The 17,617-nt window shown below is 44.2% G+C and carries 13 protein-coding genes, 1 tRNA gene and 1 pseudogene; 6 read left to right on the top strand and 9 right to left on the bottom strand.

Annotated elements, in window-relative coordinates; genetic code table 11:
* A pseudogene (locus ABV001_RS14605) lies at nucleotides 1-106 on the top strand (helix-turn-helix domain-containing protein); the annotation flags it as partial.
* Nucleotides 107-139: 33 nt separating this feature from the next.
* Here ABV001_RS14605 and ABV001_RS14600 read toward each other — a convergent pair.
* The 4 genes from ABV001_RS14600 to ABV001_RS14585 form a co-directional block, all read right to left on the bottom strand.
* Nucleotides 140-328, bottom strand: coding sequence for a hypothetical protein (locus tag ABV001_RS14600; protein WP_352423497.1), 189 nt, complete (start codon nucleotides 326-328; stop codon nucleotides 140-142).
* Nucleotides 329-500: 172 nt separating this feature from the next.
* Nucleotides 501-1,133: a site-specific integrase gene (locus ABV001_RS14595; RefSeq protein WP_352423496.1), complete on the bottom strand. Its 633-nt coding sequence runs from the start codon at nucleotides 1,131-1,133 to the stop codon at nucleotides 501-503.
* 85 nt (nucleotides 1,134-1,218) lie between these two features.
* The gene (locus ABV001_RS14590; protein ID WP_352423495.1) at nucleotides 1,219-2,175 is read right to left on the bottom strand and encodes a DUF6624 domain-containing protein; all 957 of its coding nucleotides are present in this window, start codon (nucleotides 2,173-2,175) and stop codon (nucleotides 1,219-1,221) included.
* A gap of 188 nt (nucleotides 2,176-2,363) precedes the next feature.
* Nucleotides 2,364-2,437 (bottom strand) — tRNA-Asp (locus ABV001_RS14585).
* Between the two features lie 704 nt (nucleotides 2,438-3,141).
* Here ABV001_RS14585 and ABV001_RS14580 point away from each other — a divergent pair.
* A complete protein-coding gene (locus ABV001_RS14580) occupies nucleotides 3,142-5,016 on the top strand; it encodes a mechanosensitive ion channel family protein (RefSeq protein WP_352423494.1) in 1,875 nt (624 codons plus the stop codon).
* A gap of 43 nt (nucleotides 5,017-5,059) precedes the next feature.
* On the opposite strand, the gene dpp5 is transcribed toward ABV001_RS14580, so the two are convergent.
* Both dpp5 and ABV001_RS14570 read right to left on the bottom strand, forming a co-directional pair.
* Entirely contained in the window at nucleotides 5,060-7,183 is a 2,124-nt protein-coding gene (dpp5, locus tag ABV001_RS14575; protein WP_352423493.1) for a dipeptidyl-peptidase Dpp5, read from the bottom strand.
* An 89-nt stretch (nucleotides 7,184-7,272) separates the two neighbouring features.
* A complete protein-coding gene (locus ABV001_RS14570) occupies nucleotides 7,273-7,938 on the bottom strand; it encodes an ABC transporter ATP-binding protein (protein WP_323426124.1) in 666 nt (221 codons plus the stop codon).
* Between the two features lie 95 nt (nucleotides 7,939-8,033).
* Between ABV001_RS14570 and pdxH the strand changes: the two genes are divergently transcribed.
* The gene (gene pdxH, locus ABV001_RS14565) at nucleotides 8,034-8,672 is read left to right on the top strand and encodes a pyridoxamine 5'-phosphate oxidase (RefSeq protein WP_352423492.1); all 639 of its coding nucleotides are present in this window, start codon (nucleotides 8,034-8,036) and stop codon (nucleotides 8,670-8,672) included.
* Here the strand turns inward: pdxH and tsaB are convergent.
* From tsaB to ABV001_RS14550, 3 genes are all read right to left on the bottom strand, one after another.
* Nucleotides 8,669-9,355 carry a tRNA (adenosine(37)-N6)-threonylcarbamoyltransferase complex dimerization subunit type 1 TsaB gene (gene tsaB / locus ABV001_RS14560; protein WP_352423491.1) on the bottom strand — a complete coding sequence of 229 codons (687 nt, stop codon included), beginning with the start codon at nucleotides 9,353-9,355 and terminating at the stop codon, nucleotides 8,669-8,671. The two genes, pdxH and tsaB, sit on opposite strands and share 4 nt — an antisense overlap.
* A 115-nt stretch (nucleotides 9,356-9,470) precedes the next feature.
* A complete protein-coding gene (rbp, locus tag ABV001_RS14555) occupies nucleotides 9,471-9,791 on the bottom strand; it encodes an RNA-binding regulator (RefSeq protein ID WP_323426127.1) in 321 nt (106 codons plus the stop codon).
* A 206-nt stretch (nucleotides 9,792-9,997) separates the two neighbouring features.
* Entirely contained in the window at nucleotides 9,998-12,091 is a 2,094-nt protein-coding gene (locus tag ABV001_RS14550) for a M3 family metallopeptidase (protein WP_502929902.1), read from the bottom strand.
* Nucleotides 12,092-12,490: 399 nt separating this feature from the next.
* Here ABV001_RS14550 and ABV001_RS14545 point away from each other — a divergent pair, with 399 nt between their 5' ends.
* The 3 genes from ABV001_RS14545 (at nucleotide 12,491) to ABV001_RS14535 (ending at nucleotide 17,513) form a co-directional block, all read left to right on the top strand.
* The gene (locus ABV001_RS14545) at nucleotides 12,491-13,903 is read left to right on the top strand and encodes a PhoH family protein (protein ID WP_352423490.1); all 1,413 of its coding nucleotides are present in this window, start codon (nucleotides 12,491-12,493) and stop codon (nucleotides 13,901-13,903) included.
* Nucleotides 13,904-14,024: 121 nt separating this feature from the next.
* A complete protein-coding gene (gene hisS, locus ABV001_RS14540; RefSeq protein WP_352423489.1) occupies nucleotides 14,025-15,416 on the top strand; it encodes a histidine--tRNA ligase in 1,392 nt (463 codons plus the stop codon).
* 162 nt (nucleotides 15,417-15,578) lie between these two features.
* A complete protein-coding gene (locus tag ABV001_RS14535) occupies nucleotides 15,579-17,513 on the top strand; it encodes an ABC-F family ATP-binding cassette domain-containing protein (RefSeq protein WP_352423488.1) in 1,935 nt (644 codons plus the stop codon).
* Nucleotides 17,514-17,617: the final 104 nt, after the last annotated feature.

Below are 17,617 nucleotides of genomic sequence, written 5' to 3'. Positions count from 1 at the left end.
TGGTTACGGGATCAAGACGATCTCACGGGATCTGGGCATATCCAAAAACACGGTAAAGCGTTATTTGCGCCAGGCCGAATCCAAAGGGTTGCCACCGGAGGCGATAACTTCCCACAGCAACGAGTCATTGGAGCATATCCTATTGGAGGATAATACGTAAGGCCGGGATAAGCTGACCCAAGGCTTTCAGAAGTTTGGTGGCCTCTTTCATCTTGATAAGATTGTTCATCGCCTTATCAATCGGCGACACTTTCTCTTCGGGAATACTGTTCTCAACAGCTTCCTCTTTTTCTGATTTTAGCCAGAATTTCTTGAATGTCTTTCGCATTTTACTAATAATTTTAGAAATTTCGAAAGACAAATATATATAAGAATAATATTGAAAATGAGCAACATCAACTGTTGGGACAATATGGGGCAACGCATAACAGAATAGGACAAACTCTCTTGTTATGATAAGGGATACATAGTGTGGGATGAGTGAAAATAATAGTGAGAAATCAGGCTTTTCCCAATAGATTATCCATATTTTTTTGGATAATACGGACGGCTTTGGGCATCCCTATTTCAAGGTAAAATTCCCGGATGGAATCCAAATGTTTTAACAGGGTTTTTGTGTCGATATTGCTGCGGTTCAGCGACGGGTTGGCATGAAGTTTGGTATCGGACGGAACGATATTCTTACCAAAAAGCTTTTTCCATGCATTGAGACGATCTTCAGGTGTGTAGGCTGCTACCAGTCCCGAAGCCAACAGATAACCGAAAATACGATCACCAAGTTGCTTCCGTCCCTTTATGGAGTAGCATTTGAGGATCTTCTCCTTGATTTGTTCAATGTATTCTTCCGTTGTCGGAACATATTCTTCTTTCACAGAAATACCGTATAGTAGTTTTTCGACTTCTTTATCGGTAATATCGTTTTTCAGGAAAAGGGCGGCTATATCGCTCCGGCGTAAGGATATGAATTTAGATATGCGCTGTAACTCTGTACTATATTTGGAACTGAAATAGGGAATAAAACCAAGTATTTTAAATATCCGGCTCGTATCGGCAGAGATTTTGATACATTCGTCGAGAAAACTGTCCACATCCGAAATCCTACCCTTTCTGCTGCTATATCTTAAAACTGGCATAATAGAATTTCAAGATGGAAACGTCTGATGTTCCCAATAGGTTCTCATTATATAGTTTACGATACTTGTCCTGCATGATAGGAAATTAACGTTTTTCACAATATTCCCGATACAATTCTTCCGTTTTGGATAGATTTGCATTGTATTCTCCTAAATTCCAATGTATTCCTTCATCTGCCAATTCTTCTGTCAGTGAAGATAATCCTAATTCATTTCTCAATATGTCGACTTTATCTGGATATTCCAACGGAACAATAAAAGATTTTGCAGGGTCTTTAGATATTATTTTTTGCGTTCCGTATATTTGCTTTTTTCCTTGATTCATTAATATCCGATCTGTGAGAAAAGCGAAGTGCCAACCTTCCGCTTTTCCTGAGTTAACAGCTTCTTTTAACATTGGAAGATATTTCTCTTGCACTTTAAGGTCATCAACATGTTGTATGCCTAAAAATAAGGTTTCATTTGCCTCACTGCTTATTTCATCGACACCTAACCAGCCATATTTATCTAAAATGGAGCAAACTTCTTCTGAACAATCTTTATCAACTACTGTTTTCATATACTCGTGTATAGCCGTTTTTAAGGAATCGTTTTCGATGTTCAGGTAAAGTAGTCTTATTCCTTGGTCTCTATTTTGTATTTCTTTAAGTTTTAGACGTATATCTTCATTATAACTGCTTTTTATCTCTCTAATTTTATCGACCGCAGTTCTCCACTGTACCTCATTATGAAGTATTTCAAAGTTCTGATCCTCTCCAAGTTCATCTAAAAACAGACCTTCATCTATAAGATTGTTTATATTAGAGAATGCATTATCAATATCTCCAGCATGGGTGGCACTAACAGCTTCGCAATATTCTGCGATATTCTCTTTCAGGTATTCTATATACAATTGCGAATACGCTTCTTCGAACTCCTCAAGCTTATTTTGTTCAAAATAGTATATCGACTGTTTTGTCAAAGCGTTAAATCCTTGATTTTGACAGAAAACCGACAATGGAAATAGTGCCCCTAAAAAGCAGAGTAGGATTACTTTTTTCATACAGTTGCAAATTTACTAAACATTGAGTTTATGATAGTGATTTTATTTCGAAATTTCGTCAGTTTGAGAATATTTTATCTGACTTTCCAAAGACGGGAAAGGAATAGGACAAAAACCAATTTGCAATACAAACGCAACATAGCAAAAATCAAATAGCCTCGCAATCAATTGATTGCGAGGCTATGAGGCGGTATGGACGGGACTCGAACCCGCGACCCCCTGCGTGACAGGCAGGTATTCTAACCAGCTGAACTACCACACCATGTTATTTGCTTTCAAGACTTACCACCACCGTGGTTTATTATTTCGATAGCGAGTGCAAAGGTAAGGATATTTTCATAATTACAAAACTTTTGAAGGCTTTTTTTGGGAAATATTTCAACATATTCTGATTATAAGCCTCTTATAAACAAAGGTAAAGAAGCAATGATATTGCCAATTGCAATAACGCAACAAGTATATCCATCAAATTTGGTTCAAACTACACATTACCCCTATAAAGATAGATGTCCTAACGGCTGTATAGAACAGTCATGAATTCGACTTAAATCAGGAAATATCTGAATAGAGAAAAACTATATCCAGTGAGGGTTTTAAGTGATTGCCTTAAACCATGCCTTAAACCAAAAAGGCAAAAATGACGGCAACAATCAACATCATCTGCTACAAATCAAAAACATTAGCTAATGGAAAAATCCATTGATAAACGCTGTTTTGTCGTAGGTGGTTTGATTGTTCGTTTGGTGCAAAATAAAAACCTTGCCTTATGCTACGCAGCCATAGCTACAGCAAGAGTCAGGACAAGACCTGTAGCGGGAGTTGTAGCGGGAGTTGATCTACGGGAAAGTTTCGATCATTTTCTTCAGCTAATATAGTTGACGAGATAGTAATTTTGTATATATTTGGCCACTGGAAAATTTATTTTTTGAACGCAAAGAAACTAATTCTGTTTTTATAAGGCTGATCATGAAACTGATTATATCCATTTTACTTCTATTTTCAACCGTAGCCACAGTTAAAACACAAAGCGACACTACACAAGTCATTCAACCGGATTCCATGAGGGTGATCCCAAGGGATAGTATAGCCGCAATAAGTCCGCAAGCCGACACATTACAAGTGATCGACAACAGTTCCACGATAGACCTGATAGTCAGCTCAACCCAGGAAGACCAAACCAGTTCCATGAAGGAAGAACTGCTGAATGAACAACTCGAATCCCTACGATCCAGCGATATCCGTCAACGACGATTGATTGAGAAACAATTGAATGACTTGAGGGAAGCTGATTCCATTCGTCGGGTAGCGCAACACAAACAGATAGACTCCTTGAAGCGCAATGCCGTCGGTGCTCCGGTTACCCTGAAAGCGGATACTTTATACATGGTATATACCAACCTCGGCTCTTTTTCGCCGAACGAACGGGCGGCATCCAATTCCGCGAAAATCCTCCGTGCGGCAAAAATGTTCTCAATGAAAAGAGATTCATTGAGTGTCGTTGATAGCGGCTCTACCTCAGACATATTATATGAGGAAACTATACTCTCGAGTATAACCGATTTGGATGCGTTGTGGATGGGTACTACCCGTAATGCTTTGGCAGAGGTTTACAAGGATAAAATTGTGGAGGCTATAGGCGCGTACAAAAAGAGTATCAGCCTGTTGAATATCCTGAAAATGTCCGGATTAAGCTTGCTCGTCATTCTGGCATTATATGGAGCTATGAAAGGGGTAAGCCTGTTGTTCCGGCGTGTGATCGACAAAAAATTAGTATCGAAAAAAGAGAAATGGTTTCCCGGTATCCGGATACGTAATTTAGAGGTAATGGATTCGGACAGAGAAGTAAAAGTGGTACTGTTTGTCTCCAAAATAATCCGTTACCTAATCTACATCGTCCTGCTTTACCTATCCATCCCACTGATGTTCAGCATATTTCCACAGACTCAACGACTGGCGGAAACCTTGTTCGGGTGGATACTCTCCCCATTGGGCTCGACCTGGAAAGGGTTCGTTTTGTATCTCCCAAACCTTTTCAAAATCATTGTGATCGTATTGATCATGCGTTACGTCGTCAAGTTTATCCGTTATATATTCCGGGAAATCAGTGCGGAAAAACTCATCATACCGGGCTTCTACGCCGATTGGGCAAAGGCTACGTTCAATATTCTGCGGATATTCATCTACGCTTTTATGCTCATCCTGATATTCCCGTTACTGCCCGGCTCTGACTCAGGCGTTTTCCAAGGGGTTTCGGTATTCATAGGCGTACTTTTCACACTCGGTTCAACCAGCGTGATCGGCAACCTGATGGCCGGAATGGTGCTCACATATATGCGACCCTTCATTATTGGCGATCGCATAAAGATCGGCGATGTGACCGGGGACGTAACCGAAAAATCCCCCTTTGTGGTTCGTATACGAACCACAAAAAACGAGATCGTCACTGTGCCTAACTCCACCGTATTGTCGTCGAATGTAATAAATTACAGTTCTACATCCACGGGACAGAACGAGGGGCTAATCATCAATACATCCGTTACGATGGGATATGACATACCATGGCGACAGGTCAACCAGTTATTGATTGAAGCGGCCCTCAAAACAGACATGCTGCTCTCAAAACCGCAACCATTCGTGCTCCAAACCGCATTAAACGACTTTGCGGCCTCGTACCAGATAAATGCTTACACCAAAAATCCGGAGAAACAGGCGGCGATTTACTCCCAGCTATACCAAAATATACAGGATATATTCAGTGAAGCCGGTATCGAACTGATCACGCCACATTATCTGGCGACCCTCGACGGGAATAAATCGGCTGTTCCTCCTGTAAGTAAATAAAGGTTTACGGCCTTTATTCTAAATCAATGGAGCGATAGTCAGCTTATTTCAACCATTCATCGAACCAACGGAAGAACTCGCGCTGGAACAGGACTCCATTCTGCGGCTTGCTGATCCAGTGGTTCTCATCAGGAAAGATAAGCATCCTCGACGGGATACCTCTCAATTGTGCGGCGTTGAACGCCATCATGCCCTGCGATGCCAGAATACGGTAGTCATGCTCTCCGTGGGAAATCATGATCGGTGTATCCCATTTATCCACAAACTTATGGGGAGACGTGGCATAGGTGTTTTGTGCAATGGCATTCGACTTATCCCAGAACGGGCCGCCCATATCCCAGTTGGCAAAAAACATCTCTTCGGTTTCGAGGTATTGCGCTTCCAGATTGAAAATACCGGCATGCGATAGGAATGCCTTAAAGCGTCCCTGGTGATTCCCTGCCAGCCAATACACCGAAAATCCTCCATAACTGGCGCCGGTACAACCGAGTCGGTTTTCATCCACATAAGGTTCTTTCGCCACTGCATCGATGGCGGCAAGGTAATCCTTCATATTTTGACCGCCATAATCGCCACTGATCTGTTCCAGCCACTCCTGTCCAAATCCGGGTAAACCCCGGCGGTTGGGTGCTACCACGATATAACCGTTGGCTGCCATCATCTGGAGGTTCCAACGGTATGACCAGAACTGGCTGACCATACTCTGCGGACCGCCCTGACAATACAACAAAGCGGGGTAACTCTTCTTAGGATCGAAATCGGGCGGATAGACTACCCAGGTAAGCATTTCCTTCCCGTCGGTAGTTGCGATCCAGCGTTCCTCCACCTCTCCCATCCGCAACTGGTCGAGTATCTCTTTATTTTCAAATGATATTTCAGCAGCTTCCCCGGAGGCAATATCCACACTGTAGATTTCCGTGGGTTGTGATATGGACTGCCGTTTGGCAATCAGCTTACCATTACCCAAAGCAACAGAGGTATAGTCGAATTTTCCTTGAGTAATGGGAACGATCTCTTTGGTAACGATATCTACCGAATGTAACTGGGTGGTGCCTTTCACTGACACCACCGCATAAATAGTGTGGTTATCACTGTTCCATACAAAATCATCGGTATTGTAGTCAAATTGCTCCGTGATGTAGGTTTTTTCTCCTGTCCTCAGATCCATTACGAATAACCGGTTTTTGTCCGCTTCATATCCGTCGCGCTCCATACTCTGCCAGGCAAGATATTTCCCGTCGGGTGAGAACTGCGGATTCACATCGTATCCCATCATCCCTTCGGTCATATTTTTGGTTTGGCCGGTTTCTATATCATAAAAATAGATATCAGAATTGGTGGAGACTGCATACTCTTTTCCGGTCTTCTTCCGGGAAGTATAGGCAATGGTCTTACTATCCGGGCTCCAGGCAAGCTGTTCCATTCCTCCAAACGGCAACATCGGCGCTTCATAAGGCTCCCCCTCCAGAAGATCCTTGATACTCGTCAGCTTATTCCCCGTAAGATCCGCCACAAAGGGATGAGGGATGCTTTCCACCCATGTATCCCAATGCTTGTACATCAGGTCGTCCACTATCCTACCCGATGCGTTGGGCAGATCGGGATATTTATCGGCTGCCGTTTCCGCAGTTTTCACACTCCTGAAGAACAATACCTTTTTCCCGTCTGGCGAATATTTAAACCCATCTATTCCTCCTTCCACGTTGGATATCTGCTTCATCCCTCCCCCGTCGGGATTGATAGTCCATATTTGCGAAGAACCGGTTTCATTGCTAAGAAAGGCTATCTTTTTACCATCCGCGATCCATTGGGGATTGCTTTCCTGCGTGCTGGTGATAGTGAGCTGCTTCTTATCCGAGCCGTCACTTTTCATAATGAACAACTCCGAGTTGGTTTTATTCTGTGGAATACTCACGTAGGTCACCTGATAAAGGATATGCGACTTGTCGGGTGATACCTCCACATTCCCTACCCGTCCGAAACTATAAAGGACTTCGGGGGTCATGATGCCATTCTCTATATTGGGTTTTGCCTTACCTATTGTCTCAGCCAGTTCTTTGTTTCCTTTTTTATCAGTCTCCCTGGAATCAGGCTTCTGGGAAGCCTCATTACAGGCCAGCAGGCTTCCGGTGATAATAATTGCCATAAATAGTGATTTACTCTTCATATATTTTATTTTTGTGCTGAGAATTCAAGATTATAGAATTCCCAACTTCCCACTTCTTAACTTCTTTACTTCTTAACCACCAACTTCTTTCACCCCTTACTCTGATCCAATATCTGTCCGTCTACCATATGGATGGTCCTGTCGGTAATCGATGCCAGCTGTTCATCATGCGTCACAATGACAAAGGTCTGATTAAGCTTGTCACGCAGTTCGAAAAAAAGATTGTGAAGTTCTTCCTTATTATCGGAATCGAGGCTCCCGGAAGGTTCATCGGCAAACACCACAAGAGGATCGTTGATCAATGCACGGGCTACTGCCACACGCTGCTTTTCACCACCGGACAATTCCGCCGGCTTATGGGTAATACGTTCTGAAAGACCCATCATACGTAATAACTCCTTAGCCCTGGCTTCTGCTTCGGAATGTTTTGCATGTCCTATCAGTGCAGGGATCATCACATTTTCGAGAGCATTGAATTCAGGTAATAACTGATGAAACTGAAAAACAAATCCGATATTCTTGTTCCTGAAATCAGACAATTTTTTTTCGTTCAGGGAACTCAGTTCATGATCATCAATATAAATCCGGCCTGAATCGGCTTCTTCCAAAGTTCCCATAATCATCAGCAAGGTAGTCTTACCTGCGCCACTCGGCCCCACGATAGAGACGACTTCTCCTTTACTCACTTCCAGATCGATGCCTTTCAATACCTGAAGCTGGCCGAAGCTCTTGAAAATTTTTTCTACTTTTATCATCTGATCGTTTACCACAACATAATCAATCTGCGAAGATAAGAAAAATGGAGAAAATGATGTACTTTTGTGAGGAACAAATGTAAAATTCATTGTAAATGGACGAATTAAACAGGATGAGGCATGAATACCGGGCAGGCAGCTTGAACGAAACGGAGATGGCAGCGAATCCGTTCGACGAATTCAAGGTTTGGTTAGAAACAGCTATTGTCTCCGGTTTGTCGGAACCCAACGCTATGACCGTAGCTTCGGCTACTCCCGACGGGAGGCCTTCAGCACGTGTGGTTCTTCTAAAAGAGTTGACCGAAAAGGGATTTGTATTTTACACTAACTATATGAGTCGGAAAGGGCGTGAATTGATCACAAACCCTTTTACTGCAGCCGTTTTCGACTGGCATGAGATCGAGCGGCAGGTAAGGATCGAAGGTATTACTGAAAAAGTGGAGGATGAAGAGTCGGATACCTATTTTAACGTGCGTCCCGATGATGCCAAGATAGGAGCATGGGCTTCACCTCAAAGCAGGATAGTGAGAGGACGTGTGGAACTGGAAGGGTTGGTAAAAAAATATACAATTCAATTTGCCGGCAGTAAAATACCCCGTCCTCCCCATTGGGGTGGATTTCTGATCCGGCCGACCATGATCGAATTCTGGCAGGGGCGTCCCAACCGGATGCATGACCGCATGGCGTACTATAAGGTAGACAAAGGCTGGAATATGCAACGGTTAGCTCCCTAAAGGAGTTTATTCTTTGGTATGGTAGCCACAAACTCTTTCAGATAGAAAGGTTCAAAATAAGCTATATCCACAAACCTCTTATCGACAAAGGCTTTTTCTGCCAGGGACACCATTCCGGAAGCCAACGGATGGATGTCTTCAAAAAATCGCGTATTGGGATGTGTGATAACGGTACGACACTTTTCGGCTCCATTCCCGAAAAATATAATCTTTTGTTTCTCAAGAAGGTCCACATAGCTATCCACTTCCACAATATCGGCCGATGTTTCACGGATCACATTCAGTGACCGGTCGAAAATGGTAGCATATACCTCCATCCTGCGGGCATCAATCATCGGACAAAGCAGCGTGTTCTCATCTGCCTTTTCCTTCATCATGGATGCCATGATACGGGCCGTGGGGATGGCGATCATCGGAATATCCAGACCGTAACTCAACCCCTTGGCTTCCGACACACCAATACGCAAACCGGTATAAGAACCGGGGCCACTGCTCACGGCGATGGCATCCGGATGTATATCTTGCTCCCTGGCGTATTCCATTATCTCATGCACAAACAAGCCTACCAGGCTGGCATGCGACCGGCCTTCATAATTCTCTTTATTGACCAGGATCTTCCCGTCGCGTGAAAGCGCGCAGGAACATACCGGCGTAGATGTTTCAATTGTTAGCAGCGTAGACATAAAAGGGTATGGATAAAAAACGGCGTAAAGGTAACAAATTTTCCCTTGTCCGAACCGGAAGGGCATAAAAAAACTGCACCAGTTGTGATGCAGTTTCTCTAAATCTAATCAAAGATCAATACCTGTTGTTCCTGTCGCGGTTTCCGTAACCACCTCCACGGTTGTTATTGTACCTCGGACGATCTCCTCCCTCTGCACGAGGGCGAGCTACAGAGACAGACAAAGTACGTCCGTCATATTCTGCATCGTTGAGTTCTTCAATGGCGCGTTGTCCATCACCTTCGTTGGACATTTCTACGAAACCATAGCCTTTTGAACGGCGGGTTTCACGGTCAGTAATAATCTTGGCAGAAGTAACGTCTCCGTATTCTTCAAACAGTTCTTTTAAATCGGCATCCGTAATCTGATAACTTAAGCCAGCTACAAAAATGTTCATGTAAAAAAAAATAAAATAAAAAAATAAATAAATTGCGCAGAAGTCCTTTAAATTAAAGTGGAGTTAGGAAATAACTTGACAATGGTGTGAAGAAACTAAATAACGGCCAGCTAAAAAAAATACTAATGCACAGCAAAGATAGGGATAATATTATTCCGGCAAAAAAATTTGACAATAATTTTGCAAAAAATTTATATCCCATTGTTTTAGTTATCAATACCACTTCTTCGGAGCAAGGCTTCCACACTGGGTTCCTGGCCACGGAAGCGTTTATAGAGGATCATCGGATCTTCGGTATTTCCTTTCTCTAAAACATTGATTCTGAACGAACGTGCCGTTTCGTGGTCAAAAATACCATTCCTCTTGAAGACGGAAAAAGCATCGGCATCCATAACTTCCGACCATTTATAGCTATAATAACCGGCAGCATATCCTCCTGAAAAGATATGACCGAATGATGTAGACATACAGGCTTCAGATACGACCGGCAGCAGTTGTACACGAGCCATCGCTTTCTGTTCGAATGTGCGGACATCGCCATCAAACGGCGTTTCTAAAGAATGCCATGCCATATCGAGGTAACCGAATGAGAGTTGGCGTAAAGTCAAGTAACCGGTATTGTAGTTGGAAGCGTCCACAATTTTCTGCAACAACACCTCAGGCATCTTCTCTCCCGTCTGATAATGGAAAGCGAACTTATCGAGATATTCTTTTTCTATCAACCAGTTCTCCATAATTTGCGAAGGCAGTTCCACAAAATCACGGTATACATTCGTTCCCGAAAGCGTTCCATAAGTAGTTTTCGCCATCATACCGTGCAAGGCGTGGCCAAACTCATGCAGGAATGTTTCCACCTCGTCGAATGTGAGCAACGCCGGTTTAGTATCGGTAGGACGAGTAAAATTCATCACGATGGAGACATGCGGGCGATTATCTTTACCATCCCTCACTTCCTGGTCCCTATAGGAGGTCATCCATGCACCGGAACGTTTCCCGTCACGGGGATGAAAATCGGTATATAAAACAGCTAGCAAATCACCTTTTTCATCCGATACTTCATATGCTTCCACCTCAGGATGATAAACCGGTATATCGGCATTTTTCACGAAATTCAATCCGTAAAGATCAGTTGCCAGGCCAAAGACGCCTTTCTTCACGTTTTCCAGTTCGAAATAGGGGCGCGTCATTTCATCATTCAAATCGAAACGGCTATCCTTTACCTTTTCGGCATAATAACTCCAATCCCAAGGTTGCAAGTCGAATGCCCCGCCCTCCATCTGTGAGGCGAACGACTTTACATCTTCTACTTCCTGCCGGGCAGTTGGACCAAATGACTCAGCCAACTGGTCGAGTAACCCAAAAACGGCTGTCTCATTCTTGGCCATACTGTTCTTCAAGGAATACGCTGAATAGCGGTTATATCCCAACAGGCGGGCAATCTCCAGGCGGAAGTTGACAATTTTCCGTACATTTTCCTGATTATCGAATTCACCACCTGCCACTCCTTTCTTACTGTATGACCTGTAAAGTTTTTCACGCAGGTCACGACGGGAAGAATATTTCATAAATCCCGTGTAGCTTGGAGCCGAAAAATCGATCAGCCACCCATCCTTCCCTTTCGATTTTGCCTTTGCAGCAGCAGCGTCTATCAAGCTTTCCGGCAATCCTTCCAGATCGGCCTTATCTGTAAGTAGCATCTCAAAAGCGTTGGTTTCCCGTAAGTTGTTCTGTCCGAATGCAAGAGTTGCTTTGCTCAATTCCATCGACAATTCGCGGTATTTTTCTTTTCCTTCGGAGGATAATGTAGCGCCACTGTTTTCAAAGTTTTTGTAATACTCTTCCGTCAACCGGATCTGCTCCGGCGTGAGACCGGAGGTAAAACGTGTGTCGTAAACCGCTTTCACCCGTTTGAAGAGTTCTTCATTCAGATTGATATTGTTGGAATGTTGCGACAACTTTGGACTTAACCGCAGCGAGATATCCATCATCCCGTCATTGCTCTCGGCGCTCAATAGGTTGAAAAACACGCTACTCACCCGGGTCAGCATTTCTCCCGAATACTCCATTGCTTCAATGGTATTGCTAAAAGTAGGTGCCTCGGGATTAGCGACAATCGCGTCAATCTCCGACTGATGTGCCGACATAGCTTCTTCAAAAGCAGGTTCATAATGTTCTATTTTGATTAAATCGAACGGAGCCGTTCCATAAGGGGTGGCAAAAGGTTTCAAAAAAGGGTTCTCTCTTGCCGATGCAGTCATCATTATCATTATACAGCCAATTATTAATACTATTTTCTTCATAAGATTTGTTATATTTCCTGAATGAAGGAGGTATCTGCCCGGATAATATCCTAAGCAAGCTTCTCTTTTCTCTCGGCTTTCACTACATTTTCATAATGTAGGATGCGCCTCGGAAATTTTCAAGCAAGCTTGGTTTTTCTCTCGGCTTTCACTACATTTGCAGAAGTAAGTCGTATGATTGCAACTAAATCGTTCGTCTCCAATTTACATGCGAAAGTTGAGCAAGGGCCTCCACTATTGCAATGAATAAAAAGCCCGGCAAAGATAGTTTTTTGTTCCAACATTGCAAAAAATCATAAAAGGTAAACATTCTTTACCTCATCGTGGTTTTTATTACCAATGGGTAGCGAAAAACAAAGAATAGGATACAAACTAACACATAGATTAAATTAGAAAAATATGGCAACAACAAACAATCAAACCAAGGAGAAAACAAAAACCACCGGAACAAAGAACAAAAGTAAAACCAATATCAAACCGACCGCCACAAGCGCCAAGAAAAACTTTATCCTCGACACGAATGTGATCCTTCATGATTTCAACTGTCTCGACAATTTTGAGGAGAATGATATTTATATCCCTTTCATCGTACTGGAAGAGTTGGATAAATTCAAAAAAGGGAGCGACCAGATCAACTTCAATGCCCGCGCTTTTGTGCGTGAACTGGATCTGATCACCGATGACGACCTGTTCACCAATGGAGCGGATTTGGGAGTGGGGAGAGGCAAACTCTACATCGTAAATGGTTCGAAGGATAACCGGAAAATCATCGATGCTTTTCCTGAAAAAACACCGGACAACCGCATCCTTACCGTAGTATCGGAAGTGGGCGAGAAACATCCGGAAATGAAAACCATCCTGGTATCAAAAGATATCAATCTGCGGATGAAAGCGCGTTCCCTCGGTATGCTGGCCGAAGATTATATCAACGACAAGGTAACTGACGTCGATATTTTCTCCAAAAGCGAAGAAGTGATAGAAGGTATCAATCCCGACCTGATCGATAAGGTATATGCGCAGGCGGGCGGTGTAGATATCGATGAATTCAATTTCGAAATCCAACTCGACCCCAATCAATGTTTTATTCTCAAGAGCGAAAGGAACAGTGTGTTGGTACGCTATAATCCGTTCACCCAAAAGATAAAAAAGATTGAAAAAGAGTCCAATTTTGGTATCCAGCCGCGAAATGCGGAACAGGCATTCGCTTTCGAAATATTGAACGATCCCGAAATAAAACTGGTAGGGCTTACCGGAAAGGCAGGCACAGGGAAAACGCTGTTGGCACTGGCATCTGCCCTGAAACAGTATAAAGTATATAACCGTATCCTGCTGGCACGCCCCATCGTCTCCCTGTCGAACAAAGATCTGGGTTATCTACCAGGAGACGAGAAACAGAAAGTCGCGCCCTATATGCAGCCGCTCTTTGACAACCTGAATGTAATCAAATCGTCGTTCGGACAAAATAGTTCCGATCTCAGGCTGATCGATGAGATGCAGAAGACGGGGCAATTAGAGATAGAGGCGTTAGCGTTTATCCGCGGGAGAAGCCTTACGGATACCTTCTGTATCATTGATGAAGCACAGAACCTCACCCCACATGAAGTAAAAACGATCATCACCCGTGCCGGTGAAAATACCAAAATGGTGTTCACGGGCGACTTGCAGCAGATCGATTCGCCCTATCTTGACACGCAGTCTAATGGGTTGGCTTACATGATCGACAAGATGCGCGGGCAGAACATTTTTGGCCATGTGAATCTGGTGAAAGGTGAAAGGAGTGAATTGTCGGAGCTGGCGAGCAATCTGTTGTAGAGTACCTAAGTGGAAACTAAAAGTAAAGAATGAAGAGTTGGAAATTGGATAATTCTTAATTTTTCACTCTTCATTTTTAATTTAATTATCTTTGCACCTCAAAATAAAGATCAAGAGAACAATGCAAAAACCTTCCATACCCAAGGGGACCAGAGATTTTTCGCCCGAAGAGACGGCGAAGCGGAATTATATTTTTGATACGATCAAAGAGGTGTATCGCCTCTACGGCTTTCGCCAGATCGAAACCCCGGCAATGGAGAACCTCTCCACCCTGATGGGAAAATATGGCGAAGAGGGTGATAAACTGCTTTTCAAGATACTCAACTCGGGCCATTTCTTAGGTGATATGAGTGTGGAGGACGTCCACGAAGGGAATTCCGCAAAGACAGCCAACAAAATCTCAGAGAAGGGACTCCGGTATGACCTTACCGTACCCTTCGCCCGCTACGTGGTGATGCATCGCAACGACATCACTTTCCCCTTCAAACGCTACCAAATACAACCGGTGTGGCGTGCGGACCGTCCACAGAAAGGGCGTTACCGCGAGTTTTTCCAGTGCGATGCCGACATCGTGGGATCGGACTCATTACTTAACGAGGTGGAACTGATCCAGATTATCGACAGAGTTTTTTCGCAATTTGGCATCCGTGTTTCGGTAAAGTTGAACAATCGCAAGATTCTTTCCGGCATTGCTGAAATTATCGGTGAAGCCGACAAGATCACCGATATCACCGTGGCTATCGACAAACTCGACAAGATCGGGACGGAAAAAGTAAATGAAGAATTGGCATCGAAAGGAATCAGCCAGAAGGCGATAGAAAAACTGCAACCCATCCTTTTACTAAGCGGCACTACCCGCGAAAAATTGGCAAAGCTGAAAGAGGTGTTGGCATCCTCGACCATCGGATTGAAGGGCGTGGAAGAACTCGAATATATCTTCGACAAAGCCGATTTGCTTTCACTGGAAAATGAGTTGACACTCGATCTTACATTGGCTCGGGGACTCAACTATTACACAGGTGCCATCATCGAAGTGAAGGCTCTCGATGTGGAAATCGGAAGCATCACCGGCGGTGGCAGATATGATAACCTGACCGGCATCTTTGGACTGCCCGGCGTTTCCGGTGTAGGTATATCATTTGGCGCCGACCGTATTTATGACGTATTGAACCAACTCAACCTTTTTCCGAAAGATTTCGTACATACGACCGACCTGCTGTTCGTCAATTTCGGTGAAACAGAAGCTGCTTACCTTCTTCCGTTGATGCAACAACTGAGAAGTGGCGGTATCCGTTGCGAACTCTATCCCGATGCGGCCAAAATGAAGAAACAGATGTCGTATGCCGACAGTAATCATATCCCCTTCGTCGCCATCGTAGGTGAAAACGAAATAAAAGAGAAAAAGATCACACTGAAGAATATGGAGACCGGAGAACAAAATCCCGTTACCCTGCAAGAGATTATCAGTAAAATTAATACACATGCATCATTGACGACTAAATCTTCCGTCTGACGATGTTTTACGACCCATTTCAGCTCGCATTCGCTAAAAGAGCAGAACTCGCTTTGCTCAAACAACTCCTCTTTTAATGCTCATTTCGAGCTATGGATTCCCGTAAAACATCTAAAGGACTTCGCTTTAGTCGCCAACGACGTAACTGTAAATAACAACTAAATGCTCAGTATAGAGAACGTAACCGTTGAGTTTGGCGGTTTCACATTGCTCGACCGGATATCATTCGTCCTGAACAGAAACGAACGGGTTGCCCTCGCCGGTAAGAACGGCGCGGGAAAATCGACCCTGCTGAAGATTATGGCAGGCCTGCAACAACCTACCGGTGGAGTTGTATCCCTCCCCAAAGGCGTCTCCATCGGTTACCTGCCCCAGCAGATGAAACTGAGTGACAACCATACCGTACGTGAAGAAGCTGCGCTTGCATTCGACCATCTTCAAAAGATGGAAAAGGAGTTGGAAGAGCTTCACACCGAAATGGCAGAGCGTACGGATTACGAGTCAGAGGCCTATCAGGCTGTGATTGAACGGGCAACCGACCTCCAGGAGTTGTTACAAATGTCGGGAATCCACAATTTCGAGGCCGAAGTGGAAAAGACGTTGATGGGACTGGGGTTTCTGCGGAGCGATTTCGACCGGCCGACCCGTGAGTTCAGCGGTGGCTGGCGCATGCGTATCGAACTGGCAAAGATATTATTGCAGGCACCGGATGTCCTGCTGCTCGACGAACCGACCAACCACCTCGATATAGAGTCGATCCAATGGTTGGAGTATTTTCTTACCACCCATTCCAATGCCGTGATGCTGGTATCGCACGACCGGGCCTTTCTGGATGCGGTGACCAACCGCACCATTGAGATCGTTCTGGGCAGTGCCCACGACTATAAGGTAAACTACTCCAAGTATCTGGAATTGCGCCGGGAGAGACGTGAACAACAGCAAAGGGCCTATGAAAACCAGCAAAAGCAAATCAAGGATACCGAAGAATTCATAGAACGGTTCCGGTACAAAGCGACCAAATCGAACCAGGTACAGTCGCGTATCAAACAACTGGAGAAAATAGAGCGGATTGAGGTAGACGAAGTGGATAACTCTCGGCTCAACCTGAAATTCCCCCCTGCACCGCGCTCCGGCTCCTACCCCATCATCATGGAGAATGTGTCGAAGAGTTATGGTGATCACCTTATCTTTAAAGATGTCACTCTCACTATCGAGCGAGGTGAAAAAGTAGCCTTCGTAGGGAAGAACGGCGAAGGGAAATCCACCCTCGTGAAGTGTATCATGCACGAGATCGATCATGAAGGAAAACTGGAATTGGGACATAACGTAAAAATCGGTTATTTTGCCCAGAACCAGGCGCAATTGCTGGATGAAGAGTTGACGGTATTCGACACCATCGATTATGTGGCCGCAGGTGATGTCCGCACAAGAATACGCGATATTCTGGGTGCATTTATGTTTGGAGGTGAAGCATCGGAGAAAAAGGTGAAAGTACTGTCCGGCGGTGAACGAAGCCGGCTGGCGATGATCCGGTTGCTCCTGGGACCGGTCAACCTGCTTATCCTGGATGAACCGACCAATCACCTCGACATTGCATCAAAGGAAGTACTGAAAAAGGCAATCAGTGAATTCGACGGGACAGCCATTATCGTATCGCACGACCGTGATTTCCTGAACGGGTTGGTCAGCAAAGTCTATGAATTTGGCGGTGGAGAAGTGAAAGAACACCTCGGAGGTATCTACGATTTTTTGGACAAGAAAAAGCTGGAAAACCTGCAACAACTGGAATTTCCCACAACTTCTACATCCAAAGAGGAAAACAAAAAAGTGGAAAAGAAACAGGAGGAACCTTCAGAAAACAAACTTAGCTACCAGGAGCAAAAAGAACTGAACAGGAAGCAGCGTAAGTTAGAGAAGCAGATTGAAGAAGCCGAAAATAAAATCGAGTTACTTGAAAAGAAGATATCAGAGATGGAAGCGACATTATCTACTCCCGAAGGTGCATCGGATATGGATTTACTGCAAAAGTACCTGGACACCAAAGCTCGGTTAGACCAGACAATGCACCACTGGGAACAGTTGCAAAACGATCTTTAAGCCGGAAGTTACGTTAATACTGGGTTTCAACATCACAAAGAGAAGAACCGGACAATCCTTCAAAAGAGTTCCAAGAATAAAAGAATCAAAATCAAGAAACAACA

Source organism: Proteiniphilum sp. (genome assembly GCF_040307845.1).
Classification (GTDB): Bacteria; Bacteroidota; Bacteroidia; order Bacteroidales; family Dysgonomonadaceae; genus Proteiniphilum.
Note: the sequence above shows the minus strand (reverse complement) of the source record. Positions and strands in the feature narration are given on the sequence as shown.